Origin of the sequence: Rhodococcus sp. T9N (genome assembly GCF_024436645.1) — a bacterium.
In the GTDB taxonomy this organism is placed as follows: domain Bacteria; phylum Actinomycetota; class Actinomycetes; order Mycobacteriales; family Mycobacteriaceae; genus Rhodococcus_F; species Rhodococcus_F qingshengii.
Window position 1 is genome coordinate 22810 of sequence record NZ_JAMSKS010000012.1, and the last position, 25366, is coordinate 48175.

20 protein-coding genes are annotated in these 25366 nt (G+C 62.7%); 7 read left to right on the forward strand and 13 right to left on the reverse strand.

All coding sequences use genetic code 11. From position 1 onward, the window contains the following. Positions 1-97: 97 nt before the first annotated feature. Positions 98-964: a response regulator transcription factor gene (locus M1L53_RS19390; protein ID WP_030535167.1), complete on the forward strand. Its 867-nt coding sequence runs from the start codon at positions 98-100 to the stop codon at positions 962-964. 115 nt (positions 965-1079) lie between these two features. After that, positions 1080-2507, forward strand: a complete 1428-nt coding sequence (locus M1L53_RS19395) for an amidase (protein ID WP_054187732.1) — start codon at positions 1080-1082, stop codon at positions 2505-2507. Between the two features lie 28 nt (positions 2508-2535). Here the strand turns inward: M1L53_RS19395 and M1L53_RS19400 are convergent, their stop codons facing one another. The 12 genes from M1L53_RS19400 to M1L53_RS19455 all read right to left on the reverse strand — a co-directional run bounded on the left by M1L53_RS19400 (position 2536) and on the right by M1L53_RS19455 (position 19661). Then, entirely contained in the window at positions 2536-3216 is a 681-nt protein-coding gene (locus tag M1L53_RS19400; RefSeq protein WP_054187731.1) for a 3'-5' exonuclease, read from the reverse strand. A 123-nt stretch (positions 3217-3339) separates the two neighbouring features. Next, on the reverse strand, positions 3340-4473 hold the full coding sequence (menC, locus tag M1L53_RS19405; RefSeq protein ID WP_030535169.1) for an o-succinylbenzoate synthase: 1134 nt from the start codon (positions 4471-4473) through the stop codon (positions 3340-3342). Then, positions 4463-5284 carry a GNAT family N-acetyltransferase gene (locus tag M1L53_RS19410; RefSeq protein WP_007731362.1) on the reverse strand — a complete coding sequence of 274 codons (822 nt, stop codon included), beginning with the start codon at positions 5282-5284 and terminating at the stop codon, positions 4463-4465. The genes menC and M1L53_RS19410 overlap by 11 nt, the downstream gene beginning before the upstream one ends. Continuing rightward, the gene (locus tag M1L53_RS19415; protein ID WP_054187730.1) at positions 5262-6425 is read right to left on the reverse strand and encodes a M20/M25/M40 family metallo-hydrolase; all 1164 of its coding nucleotides are present in this window, start codon (positions 6423-6425) and stop codon (positions 5262-5264) included. The genes M1L53_RS19410 and M1L53_RS19415 overlap by 23 nt, the downstream gene beginning before the upstream one ends. Then, positions 6422-9781: an alpha/beta fold hydrolase gene (locus M1L53_RS19420; protein WP_007731366.1), complete on the reverse strand. Its 3360-nt coding sequence runs from the start codon at positions 9779-9781 to the stop codon at positions 6422-6424. Before M1L53_RS19420 ends, M1L53_RS19415 begins: the two co-directional genes overlap by 4 nt. Continuing rightward, complete coding sequence (locus M1L53_RS19425; RefSeq protein ID WP_003940215.1) at positions 9778-10569, reverse strand: ABC transporter ATP-binding protein; 792 nt, start codon at positions 10567-10569, stop codon at positions 9778-9780. Before M1L53_RS19425 ends, M1L53_RS19420 begins: the two co-directional genes overlap by 4 nt. Beyond that, a complete protein-coding gene (locus tag M1L53_RS19430; protein WP_225320135.1) occupies positions 10566-12446 on the reverse strand; it encodes a dipeptide/oligopeptide/nickel ABC transporter permease/ATP-binding protein in 1881 nt (626 codons plus the stop codon). Before M1L53_RS19430 ends, M1L53_RS19425 begins: the two co-directional genes overlap by 4 nt. A gap of 1 nt (position 12447) precedes the next feature. Beyond that, a complete protein-coding gene (locus tag M1L53_RS19435; protein WP_003940249.1) occupies positions 12448-13461 on the reverse strand; it encodes an ABC transporter permease in 1014 nt (337 codons plus the stop codon). A gap of 62 nt (positions 13462-13523) precedes the next feature. Next, a complete protein-coding gene (locus M1L53_RS19440) occupies positions 13524-15125 on the reverse strand; it encodes an ABC transporter substrate-binding protein (protein ID WP_003940335.1) in 1602 nt (533 codons plus the stop codon). A 227-nt stretch (positions 15126-15352) separates the two neighbouring features. Continuing rightward, positions 15353-16951 carry an ABC transporter substrate-binding protein gene (locus tag M1L53_RS19445; protein ID WP_007731371.1) on the reverse strand — a complete coding sequence of 533 codons (1599 nt, stop codon included), beginning with the start codon at positions 16949-16951 and terminating at the stop codon, positions 15353-15355. Positions 16952-17095: 144 nt separating this feature from the next. Further along, positions 17096-18697, reverse strand: coding sequence for a CdaR family transcriptional regulator (locus tag M1L53_RS19450; protein WP_007731373.1), 1602 nt, complete (start codon positions 18695-18697; stop codon positions 17096-17098). Between the two features lie 49 nt (positions 18698-18746). Beyond that, the gene (locus M1L53_RS19455) at positions 18747-19661 is read right to left on the reverse strand and encodes an SDR family NAD(P)-dependent oxidoreductase (protein WP_050654830.1); all 915 of its coding nucleotides are present in this window, start codon (positions 19659-19661) and stop codon (positions 18747-18749) included. A gap of 100 nt (positions 19662-19761) precedes the next feature. Between M1L53_RS19455 and M1L53_RS19460 the strand changes: the two genes are divergently transcribed. Both M1L53_RS19460 and M1L53_RS19465 read left to right on the forward strand, forming a co-directional pair. Next, positions 19762-20379, forward strand: a complete 618-nt coding sequence (locus tag M1L53_RS19460) for a TetR/AcrR family transcriptional regulator (protein ID WP_050654829.1) — start codon at positions 19762-19764, stop codon at positions 20377-20379. 302 nt (positions 20380-20681) lie between these two features. Further along, a complete protein-coding gene (locus tag M1L53_RS19465; RefSeq protein WP_007731382.1) occupies positions 20682-21833 on the forward strand; it encodes a magnesium and cobalt transport protein CorA in 1152 nt (383 codons plus the stop codon). Between the two features lie 88 nt (positions 21834-21921). Here M1L53_RS19465 and M1L53_RS19470 read toward each other — a convergent pair whose 3' ends face one another. After that, on the reverse strand, positions 21922-22539 hold the full coding sequence (locus tag M1L53_RS19470; protein ID WP_007731384.1) for a hypothetical protein: 618 nt from the start codon (positions 22537-22539) through the stop codon (positions 21922-21924). A 109-nt stretch (positions 22540-22648) separates the two neighbouring features. Here M1L53_RS19470 and M1L53_RS19475 point away from each other — a divergent pair, with 109 nt between their 5' ends. The 3 genes from M1L53_RS19475 (at position 22649) to M1L53_RS19485 (ending at position 25329) form a co-directional block, all read left to right on the forward strand. Beyond that, positions 22649-23695, forward strand: coding sequence for an ATP-dependent DNA ligase (locus M1L53_RS19475; protein ID WP_039973226.1), 1047 nt, complete (start codon positions 22649-22651; stop codon positions 23693-23695). Continuing rightward, positions 23695-24735, forward strand: a complete 1041-nt coding sequence (gene ligD / locus M1L53_RS19480; RefSeq protein ID WP_050654827.1) for a non-homologous end-joining DNA ligase — start codon at positions 23695-23697, stop codon at positions 24733-24735. The genes M1L53_RS19475 and ligD overlap by 1 nt, the downstream gene beginning before the upstream one ends. Positions 24736-24828: 93 nt before the next feature. Continuing rightward, a complete protein-coding gene (locus M1L53_RS19485; protein WP_050654843.1) occupies positions 24829-25329 on the forward strand; it encodes a DUF6764 family protein in 501 nt (166 codons plus the stop codon). The last annotated feature ends 37 nt before the right edge of the window (positions 25330-25366 follow it).

The following is a 25366-nucleotide window of genomic DNA, read 5'->3' on the forward strand; positions in this document are numbered from 1 at the left end:
CACGATAAGTGTGATCGGCACTACAAATGGCCTGGATGCACGCTATTGCCCAGCCAAAGGTGCCGCTACCCTCTGAATTGGGTACGTGGAGGTGAGAGTGAGCAGGGTACTGAGACCGAGCGACGACGACGCGTTGCGCGCCGAACTGCGTCGGCTGCACCCCAAAACCGAGTTGCCGGTTCTGTTCGGCGGCTGCGTCAGCGACCGGTCGCTGACCATCACCGGTCACGTCGGCACGCGCAGCAACATCCTGCGAAACCTGCGGATCGACGCCGAATGCGGACTCGGCGGTCGGGCGATCGCAGAACAACGACCGGGCGCGGTCCAGGACTACGCGAACTCGTCGCACATCACTCACGACTACGACTACGAAGTGGGCACCGAAGCGATCGAATCCTTGATGGCAGTCCCGATCGTCGTACGCGGGGTTACTCGCGGAGCGATCTACGGAGGACTGCGTGCCAACCTGCCGATCGGCGACGTGATCGCAGAGACGATGATGCGATCGTCGTACGCGTTGGCCCGAGAATTCGAGATTCGCGACGAAGTGGATCGTCGGGTGGCGATGCTCGATACCGCTGCGGTGGAACATGGTTCGAACCGCGATGCCCAGATATCCGAAGGGTTGACCGAGAGCGTCCTGGCGCTCGGCGAGATCGCGGCGAACCTCGAGGACATGGCTCTCAGCGCGCAGGTCCTCGCGGTCGAGGCAAAGTTGCGGGCGTTGGCGTCGCCGAAACCTTCCGCGAACACTCCAGTCGCGAACACCGTTGTCCTGTCGCCACGCGAGCGGGAGGTGATGGGGTACGTCGCTCTCGGACTGCGCAATGCCGAGATCGCCGAGAGGTTGTCCCTGAGCGTCGAAACGATCAAGACGTACATGAGGAATCTGATGGGAAAACTCGACGTCCGCAGTCGTCACGAAGCGGTCGTGGAAGCGCGGCGGCAAGGTTTGATTCTGTGAGGGCTTGATTCTCTGATCGGTCCCGCCAAGCGGAATTTCGGAACTGCGTCGCCACTCCGGTTGATATGACGGACCTCACTATCGGCAGAGTTCGACACGAGTGATGAGGGCATCGATGCAGGATTTGTTCGACAACAACGACATGACCGGCCTGGCCGAAGCGATCAAGAGCGGCGACGTCTCCGCCAAGGAAGTCCTCGAGTTCAGTCTGGACAGGCTCGACGAGCGCAACCCGGCAGTCAACGCGGTGATCAGTGAGCGCCGAGAGGAAGCGCGCAACGAGGTATCAGGCGGCCTGCCGGATGGTCCACTGCAGGGCGTCCCGTTCGTGATCAAAGACCTCGGCATGGACGTCGCAGGATTGCCGAGCACCAATGGATCTCGATTGTTCGCCGACGCTGTGGCAGAAAGAGATTCGACGCTCGTCGAGCGCTACCGCCAGGCTGGTCTGGTTGTCATCGGCAAGACGAACACCCCGGAGTTCGGCAAGAACGCGAGTACCGAACCTGCGCTGTTCGGACCCACCCGTAACCCTTACGCCCTTGATCGTTCGCCCGGCGGATCTTCGGGTGGCACGGCTGTAGCTGTTGCCGTCGGGATCGTGCCAGGCGGGCATGCCAGCGACGGTGGTGGATCGATCCGTATTCCCGCATCGGCCTGCGGCCTGGTAGGCCTCAAGCCGAGCCGAGGACGTACTCCGACGGCACCGGCGCGCACGCTCGTCTCGTCGCCGATGAGTGTTCATCACGCGCTCACCCGAAGTGTCCGCGACACTGCGCTGCTTCTCGATCTGTCCGCCGGGCCGACAGTGGGCGATCCTTACGTGATCCTGGCGCCGAAGCGGCCGTACATCGAGGAAGTGGGTGCCGATCCCGGACGGTTGCGGATCGGTCTGAGTAACGCTCTTCCTGACGGCACACCGGTGGACCCGGAGTGCTCGGCCGTCGCGACCGGTGTTGCCGGCCTGCTCGAAGAACTCGGTCACGATGTCACCGAGAGTGCCCCGAACTTTCCGCTCGATGCGCTCACTGCCGGGCTGTCGGTGTTGATGGGCATTCCGATGACGATCGAGGTCGACGAACGACTCGACGCCCTGAACCGCGCGATCCGCGACGACGACCTCGAGCCGATGGCGCGGATGATCTACGACCGCGCGAAGTCCGAAAGTGCGACGAACGTCGTCAAGGCATTGCAGGAACTCGAGCGGGCCGCCCAGGTGATCGGTGCGTTCTTCGTCGATCACGACCTGTTGCTGACTCCGACGATGGCTCGGCCGGCAGCTCCGCTCGGTCTGCTCGATACGGCGAATCCTATGTCGATCTGGGAGCATTCGGCCGGGTACAGCGGCTTGACCAGTCCGTTCAACAGTTCAGGTCAGCCGGCGATTTCCTTGCCGATGGGTCATGACTCGGCCGGCGTTCCGATCGGCGTGCAGTTGGTCGGCGCGTTCGGCCGTGAAGATCTGCTGATTCAGGTTGCGTCGCAGCTCGAAACAGCCCGTCCGTGGTCCATTGCGCCGGTGTGGCCGCCGGTCCCGGCGTAGCGCGCGGTCGTCCGAGCCGGGGAGGACGTCAGGCGATGATGCGAATCGGCCACTGGCCGTTCACATCTGCCACGTCCCGCCCTTGGCCGAGAAGGTACTCGGCGAAATCGCGTTGCCGCTCTGCGTGCCAATCGGCTTGATCGACCATGAGATCGAGCCCCAGGATGTCGGGGAACCGCACGGCCAACTCGCGGGCCAACGCTGCCGCAGCTTTGGCATCGGCCTCGGCTTCGTGCGCCGACTCCAATGAAATTCCGTAGTGCTCGCACACGGCCGCAAGCGTTCGCTTGCCCTTGCGCAACGTATCCATCGCCCGATCGATCACGTACGGATCGATCACCAACCCCGGAACGAATGCAGGCTTGCCGATGCGCAGACCCTCGGCATGCATGACCGTCAGATCATAGGAGGCATTGAACGCCACGACGGCGTGATCGCGCGCCCAGGAATTGTGCAGAGCCTCGCGAATCTCTTCGTAGCCCTCGGAATAATCCTGGCCGTGTTGCGCCGCGAACTCGGTGCTGATGCCGTGAACAGCCGAGGCACCGGCGGGGATGTCGACGCCGGGATCGAGTAGCCACGTGCGTGTTTCGACACTCGAACCGTCGATCACCGCGACGCAGGCACTGACGATACGAGCGGTCGACGGATCCCGCCCCGTGGTCTCGAGGTCGAACGCGCAGATCGGGCGATCGGACCAGCTACTCATCGGGGGCCTTTCGGTGCAGAACGTCATGTCCGAATCACTATGCACCCCCCTACCGACACAAACGACGAACAGCCACCTCCGGGGTTAAGGTGGAGGTGGCTGCTGCGTGACTGTGTGACGGACCTACAGAATCTCGGTTCCGACCGTGAAGCGATCCATGACGTCTTCGCGCGGAGTCACACCGAAGCCCGGTCCCTGCGGCACGGCGATGTGGCCGTCCTCGATGACAAAAGGTTCGGTGATGTCTTCCTTGTAGAAGCGATCTGACGCCGAGATGTCGCCGGGCAGCGTGAATCCGTCCAGCGCCGCGAGGGCTGCGTTGGCGGCGCGGCCGATTCCGGTCTCGAGCATTCCGCCGCACCACACCGCAATACCGTGCGCCGAGGCGAGATCGTGGATGCGCTTGGCTTCCAGATATCCACCGACACGGCTCGGCTTGATGTTGATGACCGAAGCGGCACCGAGCGTGATGGCATCCGCCGCATCCTTGGCCGACTCGACCGACTCGTCGAGGCAGATCGGAGTGGAGAGGGACTGGGCAAGTTTGGCGTGCTGCACCAAATCGTCCTCGGCCAGCGGCTGTTCGATGAGGAGCAGTGCGAATTCGTCCAGGCGGCGCAGCAACTGCGCGTCGACGAGGGTGTACGCGGCATTCGCGTCGACCTGCAGAGGAACGTCGTAGCCGAACTCCTTGCGCACCGCAGCGACGGGAGCGATGTCCCAGCCCGGCTTGATCTTCAGTTTGATTCGCACGTAACCCTGCGAGAGATAATTACCGACGGTTTCGAGTAGCTGCGGAATGCTGTCCTGGATGCCGACGGACACTCCCGAGGGCACCCGAGTGCGAGTGGCACCGAGGTACCGAGCGAAAGACTGTCCACGAGCGCGCAATTCAGCATCGAGGATTGCCATTTCGATAGCCGACTTCGACATCTGGTGACCCACGACGTGGTGAAGTACGCTGCCGACCGTCTCGGCCGAGAGCGGCTGATCCGACTGCGACTTACGCAGCGTCGGAACGAGATACTCGCGAAGCATCGCCCGCGCACCAGCGGTGTATTCGGAGTTGTAGTACGGATCGCTGAGCGAGCCGCACTCGCCCCAGCCGACGGTCTCCACCGGACCGTTGGGGCCGTCGGTGGTGCCGCTCACTTTCAGGACGAGGGTGTTGCGCTCGAGCTGGGTGCTGAATGACGTGGTGAAGGGGGAGACGAGAGGGATGCGCAGTTCGCGCAATTCGACGGACTCAATGTGCATGGACTTGCTCTTCTCCGGTTGTCTCGCAGATTTTCGTGAACATGTAATAGCCGCTGGGGTCGAAGCCGGTCGATTGCCATTCCTTCGAGGCGATCAGGGGTTCGAGGTACTCGCGAAGCGCGTGTCGCCAGGCAAAGGCAGAGGCGCGGTCGACTGTTCTCAGATGCTCGATGTCTCTGGGTATTCCGACTGCGATATCGACGCAGTCGGGTGGGATCGGGAGCATTCGAGGCGTACCGTCTTCGGTGGGTTGAAGCACCTTGAATGTATCATTCACGGCCACAGTAGAACTCGGAGATCCATCGACGTCGAGGTCCCAACTGACGAGCATACGATCGCTGGCGTCGCCTGCGTTGATTCCGTCTGCCATCGACCCGTAGAAATCCGGGTTGTATTCGGCCGGTTCGGCTCCGAGACGTTGAATGTTGAAATAGGCATTTCGTGCGACCAGTGGATCGAAGGTCCACCGGATCGTCCTGACGCCGCGCTCGATGCACCAGTCTCGCTGATGATGCTTGAGGGCGCGGCCGATTCCCTTGCCTGCGTGTCCCGGTAGTACTCCGGCGATGTGTGAGTGCAGAACCTCGCCGAGAGGCTCGACGAAGAATCCGACGCAACCACCGATCATTTCGCCTTCGGAAAAGGCTCCCACCACGTAGTGACCACCGTGGTGAAGCGCAACCAACATCGCAGTGCCGAAATGAGCCGGTCCGGGACTGGTAGCCCAGATCTCGTCGAAAACGGCGGATAGATCGGCTATTTCGCGGGTATCGACCAGTTCTCGAAACTCAACCGCTTTGCTTTTCGACACGAGGGCCCCCTTCAGACGTGATCGAACGAATAAGGCCCGCAACCAACGCCGTCCTCGGAGCGATTGCGGACACGAGCGCATGCTCGGTCTCGGCGTGTGCACCGCCGCCGACGCCACCGAGGCCGTCGAGGGTGGGGATACCGATACCGGCAGTGAAGTTTCCGTCCGAGGCTCCGCCGACGGCGAGGCCGACGAGCGGAGTCAGATCATGCTCGAGCGCAACGCGTTCCGCCAACGCCAGTAACGGTGCGGACATCGTCGCTTCGAGAGGTGGACGGTTGACACCACCCGAGACCGTGACTACGGCTTCGGGGTGGATTGCCTGCAGGGCTCGGATATTCGCATCGACGCGCTCCTGCTCGGCGGCGCTGGTTGCGCGCACGTCCACGTCGACGAAGGCTTCTGCCGGAACGGTGTTGGTTGTGGTTCCGGCTGAAATGACAGTCGGGGTGACGGTGGTTGCCTGTGCCGGCGAGGACAAGTCGTTGATCGCGATCACGAGACGAGCCAGTTCTACTGCAGCGTTGATGCCTTTTTCCGGCTCCAGCCCGGCGTGGGCGGCGCGACCGGCAACATGGATCCGATACAGCGACACCCCCTTGCGGACAGTCTTCAGTTCGCCACCGTCACCGCCGGCCTCGAGAACCAGTACCGCGCCTGCCGCAAGTTCCTCGATGAGGGACCGCGACGTGGGTGAACCGATTTCTTCGTCACCGGTCACGAGGAGTGTGATTCCGTCGAGTGCATCGTCGCCGTGCAGCTCCCGGACGATAGCGAGGGCGTGGATTGCCTGAACGACACCAAGTTTCATGTCGAGTCCGCCCGGACCTCGGAGCGCTCCGTCGGTGACGGCTGCGGGCAGGCGTGTCAGGGTGCCGATCGGCCACACGGTGTCATGATGACCGAGCAGCATCAACCGCGTCGGTGAGCTGCCGAAACGGGTCACCAGATGGGTTCGGCCTTCCGTCACTATCGACTCCGGTGTCACGCCGAGTCGTTCGTGGACAAGATCTGACGTCCACTTCGCGCTGCGGGCAACAGCTTCGAGATCGTGTGACGGCGACTCGACTTCGATGAGCGCGATGGCGTCCTCGAGGATCTGAGGAAGTTGGCGCTCGGCCAGATCGCGGAGAATGGTCATCGGTTGTTCACTCGCGGATACGCGCGGCTTCCGACGTGTAGCAATTGTGTACTCCCGTTGTCGGAGAAAGTGATCCGGATCCAACCTGCTGATTGAGGGAGTCGGGTCCCGAACACTCCAGGGTGAACTTCGATCAGGCTGAGAGAGACGGACTCTGCGCTTTCGGCGGTGACCGAAGGGTCGATGTGATCGGTGCGGCGGGCGGTCAGGGAACCGCCGGTCCTTTCCAAGACGAAATCGGCTGCGGCATCGCGGTACAGGCCGCACAGCGCATCGAGTTCTTCAGGTGAGGACGTGACGCGGGTGTGGGGGTCACCAGGCGAGAATGCCGGTGTCACACTGACGCCGCCTATGGAACCGATTACTTCAGCCAGAAGATCGCCGGAGAGAGCGTCCATTGCTCCACCGTTGGCCATCAGGACCACGGCTAGACCGCACGACGGCACCACTCGCAAGAACGACTGCTGGCCGAGAGTTCCGCCATTGTGGCCATGAGCCAGTACACCGCCCCAATTGTGCAGCAGCCACGTGGTTCCCATGATGTCCGCTGACGACACGTCACCGATCTGGCGGCGCTCCTCGAGCATCGCCAGATGAGTGGAACGCCGAAGGAGAACCGGGTCCTCGCGCATCGAGTCCTGAGCGAACAGGAGTAGATCTTCGGCCGTGCTGTTGATGAGGCCGGCGGGGCCCATCGAGCGGGGGATGAGGAACTGTGGTGTCTGCTCGAGGTCGTCGGCACCGCCGACGTGCCCGACTGCAGCGCGGTGCAGTGCCGTCTCCTCAGGCAGGGTCGTGGTTTTGGTCAGGCCGAGCGGTTCGATGATCCGCTCGCGCAGAACCGCGTCCCAACTCTTACCTCGGAGAACCTCGATGATTCGTCCGGCGATCACGAAGCCGGTGTTGCAGTACGACCAATCGGTGCCGGGGGCGAAGAGCTGCACCGTTGATTTCAGTGATGCGACGTATCGCTCGACGCAGTCGTCGCCGCGCCCGCCGTCGATGAAAACGTCACCGTCGATGCCACTGGTGTGAGTCAACAGGTGGCGAGTCGTGACCGTTTCGGTGGCTACCGCGTCGGCAACTGCGAAGTCCGGCAGGATGTTCCGGACAGGTGAGTCGAGATCCAGCAATCCTTCTTCGACGAGCTGCATGATCAGGGTGGCCGTCCAGACCTTGCTGATCGAACCCATCTGGAACAGCGTGTCGGGCGTAGCCGCGACGCCGGTGCGGGTACTGACGACACCGGACGTGATCACGGTGCGGTCGAATCCGCTGCGGGTTGTGGTCAGAATTCCCAGCGAGGCGCCGGGTACCCCGTACTTCGCACTCAGGGTGTCGAGTCGGTACTGCCAGTAGTCGGGATCGACCGTGGTCAGTGCGGGCTTGGGGGAGAGGTGCCGTTCGATCCAGTCGACGAGACGAGTGCTGTACTCCAGTCGGTGGGACGGCCGACCCGTCAACACGAAGGCATGTGACGCGTCCGGGAAAACCACCAACTCGGTCGGGGTGCCGGCCAAACGCAGTCCACCGAACCACTGTTCGGCCTGGTTGACCGGGCAACGGACGTCGCTGCCGCCGTGAAGGATCAGCGTCGGTGTCGTCACCTGGGAGACTCGCCCCAGCGGCGAAAGTTCCCGTACCCGAGATGACTGCGGGTCGAATTCGACCGTCTGCAGCAAGATGCCCTCGTCCGAGGGGCCGGCTGTGTTCGCGATGTCGCAAACGAGACCACCGGCGACTGCGACGGCAAACCGATCGGTGACGGACGTCAGGGCGCACGTCATGAATCCGCCGTAGCTGTAGCCCGTGAGTACCAGTTGCTTCGGATCGGCCATCCCCTCGGCGACAAGGGTTTCGACCGGTTCGAGCAGGTCGGCACGATCCGCCTCACCCCAGCCGTCCCGCACACCGTCGAAGAAGTCGTTTCCGTAGCCGTCACTTCCGCGCGGATTGATCATCAAGACCGTGAATCCCAGCGCGACCAGTTCCGCGTGGTATGCGTGCATCACGGTCGGCGTTCCGGTCCAGGCATTGTGTGGTCCGCCGTGGACGTCCAGAACCAGCGGACCGGCGCCCGTGACGTTCGGGTCGCGCAGGATCCAACCCTGAACACGGGTGCCGTCGCTGATGTCGAACCAACGCTCGGAGGCGACTGGAAACGCGACGGAAGTTGTCAGTTCCGTGTTCAATTCGGTGACGGTTTCGACTGCACGAGTCTCGAGGTCGATGACGGCGACCTCGCCGAAGGATGTCGCCGTTGCCAGCGCGACGACGGCTCGCCCGGACGTCAGGGCAAGGCCTGAGACCACTGTCTGCTCGCCGGTGAGAAGTGGTGAGACGGAGCCTGATCCGAAATCGACCTTGTGCAGTTCGGTGGAGCCGTGGTTGCGGATGCAGAAGACGATGTCGCCGTCGGCGGTGAAACTCGGTGCGCCACCGGGATAACCGGTTCCGCCCGGCATGACGTTTCGGTCGAGTCCGGACGTCAGGCTGCGGTCTTCCACTCGCTGGTCGCGGTGCAGGACAAGAAGTTCGTTGTTGTGAATGATCGGTGTGTGCCAACCGACGGCTACGACCGCGTCGCCGGCAGGTGTCCATGCAAGTGGTCCTGCGATGCCGCGTGCGTGCCCCAACATCCGCGGAGTGGAGGCGAGATCAGTCAGCGATACGGTCCAGGCGGAACTCGCCCGCGTCAGATCGGCGTCGCCGTCCATCGCCGCGGTGAAAGCCAGTTCGGTGCCGTCGGGACTGTACGCGGGATGCGAAGCGTCCCAATCGCCGTCCGTCAGCTGCCGAAGCGAGCCGGCGGCCAGATCGAACTCGAACAAGTGCGCCCGAACGCTGCCCCGGACACCGGATCCGTCGACCTTGTAGTTGAGGCGCTTCGCCACCAAGAGGCATGACGATCCGGCGGCAGTGCGGTCGACGGGGGCGCTGAAGGCGATCCGAGCGCCGTCAGGAGAGAACACCGGTGCCCCCGCGCCGAGCGGGAGCTGCGCCGTGGTGGTCAGCTGTGTTGCCGGACCCCCGGTGGCGTCGACCTTCCACAGTTGTGGTGTGCCCGAGGAATCCGGCCGAACGAAGACCAACAGCGTCGAAACGGGATGCCAAGCCGGCGAGGTGTCGGCAGGTCCCGCGGTGAGCTGTAGTTGCGGGGAAGCCAACCAGATCGAGTGCTCGTTGGTATCCGCAGCCGGATTCGATTCGGTACGTACGTATGCAATGCGTCCCGACGCCGATACGGCGATGCTGGTCGGTGTAACCACGGACGCGTAATCCTGGATTCTCGCCGAACGACGTTCTTCGGCACGGGCTACGGCTGCGGGAGAGTCGAGAGTGGTTGGCGTTGTCATTGGAACATCGGCTCCCCGAATGTCGGGATCGCGGACAACAGCTTTGCCGTGTACGGCTCCTTGGGCGAATCGATCACGTCGAGAACCGGCCCGTGCTCGACGATCTCGCCGCCGAGCATGACTGCGACGTGGTCACAGACGTAGCGGATCACCGCCAGGTTGTGACTGACGAACAGAACCGTCAGACCAAGCTGCTTCTGCAGATCCACCAACAGATTCAGAACCGCGCCCTGCACGGACACGTCCAGAGCGGAGGTGATTTCGTCGGCAAGCAGAACTGCCGGTGCGGCTGCCAAAGCCCGCGCGAGGGCAACGCGTTGGCGCTGACCACCCGACAACGACGATGGGTATTCGTGCGCCTTCTCCACCGGCAGTTGGACGGTGGTGAGGAGTCGAGCGACCTCGGCAGCGCGGTCGCCGCGGCTGCGCCGAGCTTTGTCACGACGCTCGGTGGACCGCAGCGCCTCGGCGAGTGACTGGCCGATGGTCATTCGCGGGTCGAGGCACGAGTACGGATCTTGGAAGACCATCTGGATCCGGTGGCGCAGACGAGCCGTCGCGCCGCGGGCGTGAGCGACGTCCACACCGTCGAGAAGGATCTGGCCGGAACTGGGCTCGGCCAGGCCGACAGTTGCTCGCGCCAGTGTCGACTTTCCGGAACCCGATTCACCGACGAGACCGACCACCGATCCGGAGGGGATGTCGAGATTGATGTTCTTGACGGCGTGGAATTTTTTCGAACCGCTACCGAGGTGGACGTTGACGTCACGGAATTCGAGTCTGCTCATCGGATCTCCTCTGCAACAGCCAACAGTTCTTCCAACTCGATGTCGGCGGTGCTCTCCTCGGCGTCGAGGCTCTCCACCTGCCAGGCTTCGTCGACGGTGGCAAGCGGCTTGTCGCGATCGGTGCTCATGGTGGGGACCGCGGCGATCAGCGCGCGGGTGTACGGATGCTTTGCACGGCCGGCAATCAGATCGTCGACTGCGATGTCTTCGACGATTTCGCCGGCAAACATGACGAGGACACGGGTGCACATGCCGGTGATGACGGCCATGTCGTGCGAGATGAGAAGGATTGCGGCGCCGGTTTCTTCGCGAACCTCGTGGAGCAGCCCGAGGACCTCACGCTGAACGGTCACGTCGAGCGCAGTGGTGGGTTCGTCCGCGATGATCAGAGCGGGCTTACCCATCAGACCCATGGCGATCATCGCGCGCTGACGCATACCGCCGGAGAACTCGTGGGGGTACTGCTTCGCACGCCTGGGCGCGTCGGGGATCTTGACGGCGTTCAGTCGCTCGACTGCCGCCTTCTTCGCGTCGGCCTTGCTCATACCTTCGTGGAGCCAACCGATCTCGGCGACCTGATATCCGACCTTGAGAGACGGATTCATGGACGACATCGGATCCTGGAACACCATCGCCATACGTGTGCCGAGTTGGCGGGCAACCTTGCGCGAAGCCGCGTCGTCCGGCCGCTTGCCGTCCTTCATCAGCACGGTGCCGTCGAACTCGATGAGCCCGGCGTCGACCACGGTGGGGTGGTCGGTCAGCTGCGCGATTGCCATGCAACTCAGTGACTTTCCGGATCCGGATTCACCGACGATGCCCACGGTTTCGCCGCGGTGAACTGTAAAACTGATGTTGTCGACGGGGCGACGCCAGTCGTCACCCGCGGGGACTGCGACGGACATGTTGCGGACGGTCAGTACCGCGTCTTCGTCGGTGGGCGCCGAATCGGCCTGGGCAGTTTTCCGGTTGATCGGCTTCCACTTCGGCAGGCGACTGCTGATCGGGCTGCGAACTCCCGCGCCGCGAGCAATGGCCTCGCCGAGCAGCGTGAAGGTCAAGCCGGCGAGCACGACGGCGATGCCGGGGGCGAGTGCGGTGGCCGGGTTGACGAAGATCTTCGACAGACCTTCGTTGAGCATCCGGCCCCAGTCGAATGCAGGCGGCTGAATGCCCAAGCCGAGGAACGAGAGTCCGGCGAAGACCACGAGGCCGCTGCCGACAGCGATGCTGGCATTGACGATGAGTGGTTCACGGATATTGGGGAGAATGTGGCGGAACAGCAGCCCCGGCTTGGTAACCCCGAGGATGCGCGCTGCGTCGATGAAGTCGCGTCCGTTGACCGACGAAGCCAGTGCGTACGTCAACCTCGCGAACGGCGAGGCCAGGGCGAGACCGATGGCGATCACCGCGCTGCCAGCACCCTGTCCGAGAACGACCAACAGGAAGATCGCGAGGAGCAGTCCGGGGAATGCGATGGCGAAGTTGAGGAATGCCACGACCATTCGTCCGACCCAGCGGGGAGCGAGCGTCGGGAGCGTACCGAGTATCAGGCCAATTGTGACACCGAGTGCGACGGCTCCGAGAGCCATGAGCACCGACAGTCTCGCGGCGGTCATCGTGCGGGCGAAGACGTCACGCCCGCCGGCGTCGGTGCCGAAGATGTGCTCGGAACTAGGTCCCTGAGAGAGTGCCTTCGGGTTGGCTGCGACAGCGGCGTCACCCCAGATCATCGGTCCGAAGATGACGAGGGCGATCAGAGCGGTCAGGAAGGTGAGGGCCAGGATTCCCAATGGGGTGCGGAACGTTCCGACGATCCAGTGTCGTCGCGGGGGCGTCTTGGGGGCCGCAGTGGGGGCCGTAGGTGAGGTGCTCAACTCAGTTCTCCCGAATTGTGGATCGTGGGTCGATGAGAGCGAGCACCACGTCGACGATGAAATTGATGAGAAGGACGATGGCGCCGTAGATCACGACCAGTGTCTGGGCGAGCGGGTAGTCCTTCTCGGTGATGGACTTGACCAGCGCCATGCCCATGCCGGGCCAGGCGAAGATGCTCTCGATGAGCACGGTGCCGGCAATCAGACCACCCAGGAGGAGTCCGGCGAGCGTCAGCGTCGACGTCATGAGGTTGGGCATTGCATGACGGAAGTAGATTCGTGCCACGGGCATTCGCTTGGCGCGCGCCGTACGGATGTAGTCCATGTCCAACACGCCGAGCGCCTCTGCACGGACGATGCGCGACATCGAGGCGATGGCACCGATCGACATGGCCGCGACCGGGAGGATGTAGCTTTCCGGTCCACCTCGGCCGGCGACGGGCAGAACAGGGAACGTGACGGCAAAGAGGTAGACCAGCGCCGTACCGAACATGAACTCGGGGATCACGGCGATGGTGCCCGACGTTGCGGTGTAACCGATCTCGACTCCGCGTCGTCGACCGTTGCGGGTCAGTGCAGCGAAGATGAGGCCGATCGGAATGCCCACTAGCAGCACCGTGACGACTGTGAGTACAGCCAGTTCGAGTGTTGCCGGTAGGCGGGACGCGATCACCTCGAAGACCGGAGTCCTCAAGGTGATCGAGTCACCGGGATTCCCGCTCAGCAACCCGCCGACGAATCGGAAGTACTGCTGCCACAAGGGAAGGTCGTAACCGAGCTGAGACCTCGTTGTCTCGACCAGTTCGACCGGTGCGTTCATTCCCAGTGCCAACCGAACCGGGTCTCCCGGAATCAGTTGGAGCATCAGGAACGCCGCAGTCACCAGCGCCCAGAGTGAAATCACGAAGGTGCCGAAACGACGCAGAAGATATGCGGGCCAGCTGTCGGACTCGAGCCACTTTGCTCGAGCCTGAGGCGCCGCTTCTGGTTTCGCGGCTTCAATAGTTTGACTCATGGGCTGTCTTTCCGGAGGGCGGGATGCTGGGGCGGGAAGATATTTCAGAGTGGGCGGACGGCCTACTGGTAGAGACGCAGCGCAGAACCGTTGAGCGACTTGCCGAATGAGAGTCCGGCCTTGTTGAAGTACACGTTCATGACGGAGTCTGCGAAGGGCACGGCCGCGATCGTCTTGGTGAGCTCCGACTCGGCGTCGGCCCAGGCGTCACAAGCGTCGCTACCGGTCAGACCGGAAGCCTTGGTGGCTGCTGCTTCGTAGGCGGGGTTGCTGACCGATCCGAAGTTCTTGCCTGCTGCGGGAACCGGCCCGGCAAAGTACGCAGTGAAGGTGCTGGGCAGCGAGGAGTTGACCTGGACCCAGGCGATGTCCCAGGCAGAGTTGTCCTTGCCGCTCAGAATGACGTCGATGATCTTGTTCGAGTCGCCCCCGGTCACCTCGACGTTTGCGCCGAGTTCGGACCACGCCGACTGAGCAAGTTCGGCCGCCGCGTTGCGCGGATCGTCGGTGCCGTCGTACACGAGGCGGAGATTGAGCGGCTTGCCATCCTTGCTTCGCTTGCCGTCAGCGCCGGCGGTCCAACCAGCGCCGTCCAGTGTTGCCTTGGCGGCAGTGAGGTCGAAGTCCGGAATGTTGCCTGCGACAGAGTCGTAAACGCAGGCGCGCGGTTCGACGGCGACGAGGCTGGTTGCCCGGACCCCGTGTCCGGCGGTGATGACCTGAGTGAGGTCGTCGAGATCGACCGCTTGGATCAGGGCCTTGCGCACTGCGGGATCGCTGGTGGGATTACTCGCGATCTGGTTGAAGTACATCTGGCCTGCCGGCAGAGGCCGACCGACGGAGTCCAGATTGGCTGCCGCGACGCGGTCCTTGTCCGGACCGGCGATCGGAGCTGCGTTGAGTTCACCCGAGAGCAGCTGATTTGCGGCGGTGCTCACGTTCGGCGACATGGCGGCGACGACCGTCTTGGGGACGCCCGGGGTGTCGGAGGTCGTGCCGTCGGGGCCCCAGTTGTAGCCCTCGCGACGCTGGAACGTGTAGTGGTCGTTGGCGGCAACTTCGGTGACTTCGAACATGCCGGTGCCGAGCGACTTCTTGTTCGACGCTGTCGGATCTTTCAATCCGGCCTCGCACAGGATCGGCAGGCGACCGACGTTGAGAAGAAGGAACGGGCTCGGCGCCGGAGTGGTCACCGTGACACTGCGCGTTGCCGGATCGGCAGTCGCAGTGGCGCCGGTCGGCACGGAGGACCCGCGCAACTGTGAACCGTTGTCCGGGTTGGCCACGAAGTTGATGTTGTCCGCGACGGTCTGCGGTGTCAGCGTCGATCCGTCGGTACAGGTCACCCCGTCACGGATGGTGAAGGACGCCGAGGTCGGGGTCTCCTCCCACTTCTCCGCCAACCACGGTCCGACTTCACTGGTATCGGGATCCTGGTAGATCAGGTAGTCGTACGCCAAACGCGACAACTCGGCGGTCGCCGAGGCGGCCGACATGATCGGGTTGAGTGCACCCGGATCGGCCTGCAGGGCGAAACGGAAGGTCCCGTCGGTGGCCGGTTCACCGCCACTGGCGCCCGAGGACGTGCCTCCCGAGCCACAAGCAGACAACACAAGCGTGAGCCCTGCGGCTGCCGCAAGTGTTGGATAGAAGCGGTGTTTCATGGTGCCTCCGTGATGGAGCAGGGGCCCGAGCGAAAAACGTGAGGGCGCGGTTGAGTGTTGACTGCTAAATCTTGGCGCATGACGTGACGCGCATCTCTGTCGATCCTCACGAAAATCGGGTCGATTTTCGTCCGCTCCCACGAAAACCGTCAGGATCAGTGAATACCTGTCCGTATACCGACAGCGACCGGCGAAACACGACGATTTCCCCGGTCGCTACCGGCGGTCTACTGGTACAGGCGCAGGGCCGAACCGATGAAATTGCGGCCGAATGCAAGACCCGCATTGTTGAAGTAGAGAGTCGTGATCTTGTCGGCAAAAGGTACCGCCGAGTTTGCTTTGATGATCTCGGACTCAGCGTCTGCCCAAGCGGCACAAGCGTCCTCGCCCGTCAGCCCGGAAGCCTTGGTGACGGCTGCGTCGTAGGCCGGGTTGGAGATCGACGCAAAGTTCATTCCCGCAGCGGGCACCGGACCGGAGAGGAAGGGGACCAGCATGCTGGGCAGCGCGACGTTGATCGGCTCCCACGCGACATCCCACGCCGTGTTGTCCTTGCCGCTGAGTGCGACATCGAGAATCTTGTTCGAGTCTCCACTGGTGAGTTCAACGGTGGCGCCCAGGTCGTTCCACGCGTTGACTGCGACGTCGGCGGCAGCATCGGTCGCGTCGCCGAACGTCTCGTAGACCATCCGAATTCGGAGCGGTGTGCCGTCCTTGCTGCGTTTACCGTCCGCGCCGACCTTCCAGCCCGCAGACTCGAGAGTTGCTGCGGCCGCACTGGTATCGAAGTCCGGTAGGTTTCCGGCGACAGAGTCGTAGATGCAGGCCCGCGGTTCGATGGACACCATCGTGGTCGATCGGGTTCCGCGGCCGGCGGTGAAGATCTCGGCGAGGTCGTCGAGATTGAGAGCCTGGACCAGCGCCTTGCGTACGGCAGGATCGCTCGTCGGATTGCCGGGACTGTGGTTGAAGAACATCTCGCCCGCTGGAGCAGGCTGCTTGACGGTATCCAAGTTCGCGGCGTTCATGCGGTCCTGATCGGGGCCGGAGACGGCAGCGGCATTCAGATCACCGGACAACACCTGGTTGGCCGCTGTGCTGTTGTTCGTGATGATGGATGCGACGACATTCTTGGGTACACCGGCAGTGTCGGAGGTAGTGCCGTCCGGTCCCCAGTTGTATCCGTCGCGCCGAACGTAGGAGTAATGATCGTTGGCGACTGCCTCGGTCATCTGGAACATGCCCGACCCGAAGGTCGTCTTGTTTGCCGCCGTCGGATCCTTCAACCCGGCCTCGCACATGATCGGTATTCGCGCCAGGTTGAGAAGCAGGAACGGAGAGGGTTCCGGAGTTGTGACCGTTACGGTCCGGGTCGCCGGGTCGGCGGTGGCAGTTGCAGTTGCCGGTGCGTACACCCCGCGGAGAGCGGATTTGTTTGCTGCGTTGGTGATGAAATTGACGTTGTCGGCGACGGTCTGGGCAGTCAGAGCGGATCCGTCGTTACAGGTGACGCCGTCGCGAATGGTGAAGGACGCGGAAGTGGTTGTCTCTTCCCATTTCTCGGCGAGCCACGGCTTGGTTACGCCGGTATCGGGATCCGGATGGAGCAGATAGTCGTAGCTCAGACGCGCCAGTTGGTGCGCCGGCGAAGCGGCGGTCATCAGCGGATTCAGAGCGCCGGGGTCGGCCACGAGAGCCAATTTGAAGGTGCCGTCCGTGACGGGTTCACCCCCACCCGAACCCGATGAGCCACCCGTTGAGCACGCGGTCAGGGCAAGAACGGTGCCAGTTGCCGCAGCCAGTAGTGCGTAGGACCGTTGTTTCATGGTGCCTCCGGAAGGTGTGGTCCCGCCCGAGTGACGCGAGGTCTGTCGGGTCAGGAGCAAAAGACGATTGCTTGAATCTTCACCCAACAAAAGAACGAGAACATCGTCCGGATTTACGAATGTTTCGTGAGACTTGGTAGATCGCTACAACATTGTCGGATGGAAGAGACGAAGCTGGAGCATCAGGCTGAATCGAGTTTCCGGATCATCGAGATCGATGCCGGCAATCCCGGCAAGCTTCTTGAGGCGGTACCGGAACGTGTTGACGTGGATGTGAACCAAGGACGCAGCAGCCGGAATGTCGCCGAACGTGTCGAGCCAGGCGCGGAGCGTGTCGACAAGGTTGATGTCGTGACTGCGGTCGTACTCACGCAGTACCGCGAGCGGACCCGATGCGGTCTCGTTCTCGTCCGCCAGGGCGTCGGAGAGGCGCAGAAGTAGGGAATTGATCTGCACGTCGTCGGCGCGCGCGACGGTCCGGCCCGAAGAATTCCACGTCGACCTCAGAACGCGAAGCGCTCGGTCGGCTTCGTCGCGTGACTTCTCCAGCGTCATCACGTCGGCCACTGTCGCACCGATTCCGATGACCACCGACTTTTCCGAACGGGAACGGTCTGCAAACTCCGACGCGATCCGACGCACGTAGTCGTCGTCGGTCTGATGCCGGGTGTGTGGGATGACGGCGTAGACGGTGCCGCCGATCGCTGCCGCCACCGACAGCGGAAATACTTGGTCGAGATAGGTATTGAGTGTCAGGGCCAGTTGATCGACATCGGCTTCGGCCTCCAACGATGCACCGGCGCCGCTACGGAAGCCGGCCGCAAGTACGTTTGCCTTCGAGCGGCCGTAGCCCAGTCGCTCGGCCGCTTCCTTGGCTGAAGTGCCGCCACTCAGTAACGTGATCACCTCGCCCAACCTCAGCCGTCGTGCGGAATCGGCTGCCAGCTTGGCGCGAAGTAAACTCATCGCGGCTACGCCCGCCGCCTCGACGAGCGTTTTGACCTGCAATTCGTTCGGCTCCTCGTCCAGGATCACCCAGATCGAACCGAGGATCTGCGATGCCGCATGTATTCGCATGCCGACGCGGGGCCTGATGCCCGGCCCGATACCCGGTAGAAATACCGGCAGGGTAGAGCCGTAGATCTTGTTGAAATACCCCATTGACCTGAGCCGATCGGAATAGTGCTGCGGCACTTGATGTCCGAGGACACTCTGCTTACGTGCCTCGTCGCCGAAGGCTTGATCCGCCGAGAACGCGAGGATCCGGCTCGACTGATTCTCGATGGTGACCGGGCCGTTCAATACCTGAGCGATCGAGTTGGCAAGATCGAACAGGTCGGCGTCGGCGGCCGACGTGCGGTCCCCGTTGTTGCCGGATTCGAGGATCTCGTTGATCAACGACGCGCTTTGCAGCCAGCTTGCATCCTTGACCATTCCGAGGAGTGCGACGTCGGTGTCGGCCACCGCCTTCTCGACGAGGCCGTCGAAGTCCAGGGGCTCTTTGACGATCAGCGCTACCGCACCTGCCGAGCCGTATTCTCTTACCGCCGTTGCGATATCGGCCGAACCTGCGAGACCTGCGCCGAGTACGACGGCGCCCGCACTGTCCTGGGTAGCTTCGGACCCTTCGTGCAGGGTCACGCGGCTGACAGTGCGGGCGCCGTCGACGGTGTCGCCACCGCTGAGGAACGTCATTCCCAGTCTGTCGACGATGTCGACGATCGATACTCCCGTAGGTGTGGTCACCACCACACCTTAGGGGGAGCGGGGTCGATCAGTTGTCTGGTTGCTCTGCTCAGTTGCTGGGCTGCTCCGCCACGGCCTTCTCGACGAACCGGCGGGTCTGATCGAACGCCGCGGGCACCTGGACGGAATCGGTCATGTCACTGATCTCGGACCACCGTTCGGCGACGACCTCGGGGGAGAGTGCGCTTTCGGGGATGTAGACGCCCTGCGACTCTTCCATGCGAGCGATCGCGAAGACGCCGGCGCCGGCGCTGAGGATGGTCTTCGTCGGTGCGTCATCGGAGACCATGAACAGTGCGCCGGGTGAAATCGATTCGGGTGCAAGCAGAGCGAGAGTCTTCTCGTCGAGGAGGTCTTCGGTCATGCGGGTCGCGGCGGTCGGGGCCAGCGAGTTGACGCGGATGCCCTTGCGTTCGCCCTCGATGGCGAGAACGTTCATGAGGCCGACGACGCCGGACTTCGCGGCGCCGTAGTTCGCCTGGCCGAAGTTGCCGTAAATTCCCGATGCCGACGTAGTCATGAGGATGCGTCCGTAGTTCTGTTCGACCATGTGCGGCCAGACTGCCTTGGAACAGATGACGGAACCCATCAGATGCACGTCGATGACTTTGCGGAAGTCGTCGAGCTCGGCCTTGATGAACGACTTGTCGCGCAGGATTCCGGCGTTGTTGATCAGGATGTCCACGCGGCCCCACTTGTCCACGGCCGTCGCGACCATGGCGGCAACGGCGTCGACGTCAGTGATGTCGCAGTGGTCCGCGATGGCCTCGCCGCCCAGCTCGACGATTTCCGCCACTACCTTGGCGGCTGCGGTATCAGCGCCGCCACTGCCGTTGACCGAGCCACCCATGTCGTTGACGACGACGCGTGCGCCGCGTGCGGCGAGGGCCAATGCGTGTGAACGGCCGAGTCCGCCGCCTGCGCCCGTGATGATCGCTACCTTGCCGGAAAAATCCAACGACATTGGAAAACCTCTCTGATCTGGGATACTACTCAGTATTACTATGCGATGGCGTGGAAACAGTCAAGGGCCGGCAGGCAGTGTGAATGGGAGTGGAAGTCGAATGAGTAGTGATCTTCCGGTCGTGCGATCCGCGATCATCACCAGCGCCGCCGACGCCTTTGCCGAAGACGGTTACGCGGCCACGACTGTAGATTTACTGGCCGATCGAATCGGCGCCACCAAAGGTCTTGTCTACTACCACTTTCGTTCCAAGTTCGACATCTACCTGGCAATATACGAACGCGGGATGAGCCTGCTCCGCGCTGAGGTCGAGTCTCGGATGGGCGGGGCAGAAAGCGGCCTCGCGCGTCTCGAAGCGATGTCGCACGCCCACCTGGTCAATCTCATGACGCATCTCGGGTACCACCACACGATCCACCAAGGTGTCCGGGGCCAGATGAACTCCGCGCTCAAGCCGAGGCAACAGCAAGTCCTCGTGGAGCTGAATTCGCTGCGACTCGACTACGAGAATCTGTTCGTCGACGTGATGACCGAAGGCGTCGCGGATGGTTCCATTCGCGTGGGCTCACCACGGATGGCGGCAAAAGTACTCCTCAGCAGTCTCAACGGCATCGACCTCTGGTACCGAAGGCGTGAAGGGCAGACGTTGGCGGAGACAGAGTCGTTGGCGGACCAGATCGTCGAACTGTTGATCGGCGGATTGCGCGCTGCGAACTGACTGAAAGCTGCATTCGTCGAGCGGGTTTCCTCCGACCGGTTCGTGCTGTCCTGCGGCTTGTCGTTCGGTTTGTCGTGCTCTGACAGTCGGGGTAGCATGTTGGCGTCGTGCGCGGACTTGCGTAGGAATTCAGGGAAGAGGAGGTGTGGCTGTAATGCGTGGCCAACCTCCGAGTACCAACTGAAGCTGTAGCCGCCCGGGTTGATCCGGTATTTTGCTGCAGCTTCATCGTGTGTTCATCGGCTTCGGCTTTGCTGTGAAGCAAGCGTCGTCGTTCACTCTTCCCTCGAAAGCTGTTCAGCATGCGCGAATTTCGTCGTTCACGTTCGGTACTGCCGCGTCGTTCCGCGGGGCTCGGTGACTCACATCCCGGACACTCGCGTGCCGCACGCACCGTCGTCAAGGCGGCCCCGCCCGAGGCGGTGGCGCCCGTCGAATCGACCGTCGTCAACAGCGGCGTGTACCGCGACGGCGAGCGGATAGCGTCACCGTCCACGCTGGCGGAAGCACTGTCATGCCTTCCGGATTCGCAGTCGATGGCGTGGATCGGCATGTACCGGCCCGACGACGCCCAGTTGTATGCCGCTGCACAACATTTCGACCTCCACGAACTGGCGGTCGAGGATGCGATCGTCGCGCACCAGCGCCCCAAGCTCGAGCGCTACGGCAAGACACTGTTCGTGGTCCTGCGTGCTGCGCGGTACCGCGACGAGACCGAGCGGGTCGAATTCGGCGAGTTGCACATCTTCTGTGGTCCGAACTTCATTCTGACCGTCCGTCACAGTGAATCGCCGGATCTGTCGGCGGTGCGGACTCGCATGGAGAACGATCCTGACCTGTTGCGGTTGGGTACCGAGGCCGTTCTCTATGCCATTCTCGACGCGGTCGTCGACGGGTACGCGCCGGTGGTGGCCGGCCTGCAGAACGACATCGACGAGATCGAAACCGAAGTATTCAGTGGCGATCCCGGAGTTTCGCGTCGCATCTACGAACTGACCCGTGAGGTGATCGAATTCCAGCGGGCGACGCGTCCGCTGCTGGGAATGCTGCGTGGGTTGTCGGCAGGGTTCGACAAGTACCACACGGACGAGGAACTCCAGCGATACCTGCGCGACGTCACCGACCATGCGACGACTGTGGTGGAGCGGGCCGACGGCTTTCGTCAGTTGCTCGGAAACATCCTCACGGTGAACGCAACTCTGGTGTCGCAGAACCAGAACGAGGAGATGCGCAATCTGACGCAGGCAAGCTACGCGCAGAACGAGGAGATCAAGAAGGTCTCGGCGTGGGCGGCAATTCTCTTCGCGCCGACGCTCATCGGAACCGTGTACGGGATGAACTTCGACGACATGCCGGAACTGCACTGGCACTTGGGCTATCCGTTTGCGCTCTCGATGATGTTCCTGACCTGTGGAAGTCTCTACACGATCTTCAAGCGTCGGGGCTGGCTGTAGAAAGCGCCGGCTGTAGAAAGCGCTGTGCGCCTTGCCAACCGAGATCGGTTGGCAAGGCGCACAGGTGTTTTTCGGGAGGGCGCTCGAATCAGAGCGTTGCGACGCAGACCGTGAACTTACGTTCCGGGTGCTCGAATCCCGAGTCTGCCCCCGAACCGCATTCGTCGATCGACGTGGAGTTCTGCAGGATTTCGACGACCTCGACGACGTTGGTGCCGCTGGTATCCGAGCATTCGATGCGGGCGGGCTCATCCATTCCGCTGCCGAGGTCCATGCATCCGCCGACTACCCAGTCGACGTCGAGACAGACAGCGCCCTGCTCGTCACCCGCGAGGGTCTCGTAGTAGTACGAGTCGACGTCGGAGGCACACAGATCAGAGGTGGGAACCTTGGCGACCACCTTGTAGTTCGAATCCTTGCTACCGCAGTCCGCGTTGTCGATTTCTGCGGCCGTCGTGGTGCCTCCGAGCTTGACGCAATCACCGATCGACACGTCGATGTCGACGTCGCCGCCGTCGTCCGAGCCCTCCTGGCCGGTGATCTTCGAGGTGGTCGGGGCCGCGGAGGTAGTGGTCGAATCGGCAACCGAGGAAGATGATTCCGCAATGGCTTTCGGCTCGATGTCGGAACCGCAACCGACGGTGAAGGCGGCGATTGCAGAAGTTGCGATCACCGCAGTGCAAAGTCGCCGGACGATTCCGGACATAAGGACCCCTTTGTTGATTCTTGGATAATTCTGTTGGTTCGTGGATTGTTCGGGACCTATTCCAATACATCGGTAGTCGAATTGCCAACCGGACTGTCAGTATGGGTAGGTGGAGCTACCCCTGATGCCGCCGCTTGCCCCGATGCTCGCGAAGGCTGCGGCCACTGTGCCGCCTCAGCCCGAGTCCGGTGACCCGACGTGGTCGTACGAGCCGAAATGGGACGGATTTCGAGCAATCATCTTTCGTGACGGTGACGAAGTGGTGCTCGGATCGCGAGGAGGAAAGGACTTGGCGCGGTACTTTCCCGAGGCGGTGGAAGCCGTCAAGTCTGAATTGCCCGAAAAATGTGTGGTGGACGGAGAACTGGTGGTTCCCCGTGAGATCGACGGTGTGACGCGCCTGAGTTGGGAAGCGCTCTCCGAGCGGATTCACCCCGCCGCGAGCCGCGTCGCATTGTTGTCGGAACAGACGCCCGCGCAATTTGTCGGGTTCGATTTACTGGCGCTCGGGGATCGCGACGTCTCGATCGAGGACTTCGGGGTTCGACGTGCGTTGCTCCTCGATTGCGTCGGTGGCGGGCCGAGTTGCCACGTCACGGCAGCGACGGCCGACAGCGCCGAAGCAATGGCCTGGTTCGAAACCTTCGAAGGCGCGGGTCTCGACGGGGTTGTCGCCAAGAAGCTGGCGGGACCGTACCTGCCGAACAAGCGCGAGATGATCAAGGTGAAACACGCCAGGACCGCGGATGTCGTACTGCTGGGCTACCGTCCCCACAAGAGTCAGCCAGGTATCGGGTCGATGCTTCTTGGTCTGTACGACGGTTCCGAATTGAAGATGGTCGGTGGCGCTTCTGCTTTCACCGCGGCGCGGCGGATCGAGTTGTTGGCCGAACTCGAACCTTTGCGCCTCGGGGACGACGTTGTAGCCGAGGGAGAGGCCAGCCGGTGGAGATCGGCCGCAGACCGCTCCTGGATTCCGCTTCGTCCTGAGAGGGTGCTCGAAGTGGCGTACGACCAGATGGAAGGGGAACGCTTTCGGCACGCTGCACGATTCCTGCGCTGGCGTCCGGACAGGGTGCCCGACGAATGCACATTCGATCAGTTGGAGGTTCCGGTGCGATACGACTTCGCGGATGTTCTTGCAGGCGGTAAGTGATGGCGAGCCCGGCAGAGGAACTGGACGTCGACGGGATCGCGGTCCGATTGTCGAGCCCGGACAAGATCTACTATCCGCAGTTGGGTGAGGACGGCGGAACCAAACGGCATCTTGTCGAGTACTACCGAACGGTGGCGCTGCAGGGTGCAGCGTTGCGGGCGCTCCAAGATCGGCCCACGCATCTTCAGCGATTCCCCGACGGCATCGAGGGCGAAGAGGTTTACCAGAAGCGGCTGCCGGCAAAGCGGCCCGAGCACGTCGAATCCTGCGAGGTCACGTTCCCGTCGGGTCGCAAGGCCGACGTCCTTCGAGTGCGAAGTGCTGCGAACATCGTGTGGGCCGCCAATCTCGGGACTGTCACGTTTCATCCCTGGGCCGTGCGGTGCCCGGACACCGACCACCCGGACGAACTGCGCATCGATCTCGATCCGCAACCGGGGACCGGGTTCGACGAGGCCGTTGCCATCGCGGACGAGGTCCTTCGCCCTCTGCTCGCCGATTTGGGATTGGAAGGATTTCCCAAGACGTCCGGTGGCCGAGGCCTTCACGTCTACATCCCGCTCGAGGCGCGCTGGGATTTTGTCGAGGTCCGCCACGCGGGTATCGCCCTCGCCCGTGAAGTCGAGCGTCGTAGTGCCGATCGCGCCACAACCGCGTGGTGGAAGGAAGAGCGGGGTGAACGGATCTTCATCGACTTCAATCAGAATGCCCGTGACCGGACGATCGCGGCGGCGTATTCCGCTCGTAAGACGCCGATCGCAACTGTGTCGACGCCGGTGACCTGGGACGAACTGCGCGACGTGCATCCAGACGACTGCACCATCGCCACGGTTCCCGGCTTGCTCGCCGATCGTGGTGATCCGATGGAAGCCATGCACGACAAGGCCTTTGCCCTCGATGTTCTGTTGGAGATGTGGGAGAAGGATCTGGCGGCGGGACTGGGCGATCTGCCGTACCCGCCGAACTATCCCAAAATGCCCGGTGAACCCAAACGTGTTCAACCGAGCAAGGACCGCGATCGGAAGAACAAAGACGGGTAGCGTCAGAGGCGGACATATCGGGTAATTCGATCAGACGTCGAATGTACGGTCACGTCGAATGCACTGTGGGGGTTGGATATGGATCGCCGGAAAATGCGAGCAGCAAGCTTAGCGGTGGGCGGCGTGATTCTTGCCGCCTTCGGATTGTCACTCGGTAGCGGAACAGCGTCAGCCGCGACGTTGGATTGTTCGGCGCGCGGGCAAGATCAGACGATCGTCGACGGGTCATCCGCATGCCGAGCGGTGGCAGATGCCTCCAGTTACGCGATTTCACACGTCGAGGGCGACGGCGTCGGCGTCGCGGATTCTCGAGACGGCGGCAGGTCGGCAGGCCTCGGCCTCTTCGGCGGCGTTGCTGCGGCGGAGTCGCGCGGTGGGTTACTTGCCGCCGTCGCGTACGGCCCGGGTTCGCTCGCACTCGGTCGCACCGACTCCTCACCCTTTGCCGTCGTGCTCAGCGGACCTGGCGGCAGAGCGGCAGTGGGTGACGCGGACGTCGGGGCGATCTGCTCAGGTGGTCCCACCCTTGTTTTCAATATCGCCACAGGTCAGGGATGTTTCAGCGACGGCACTTCGACGTGGGTCACCCCGTGAGGGCACCCCGGCCCTGAGCCTCTTGCGTGACAGTGGT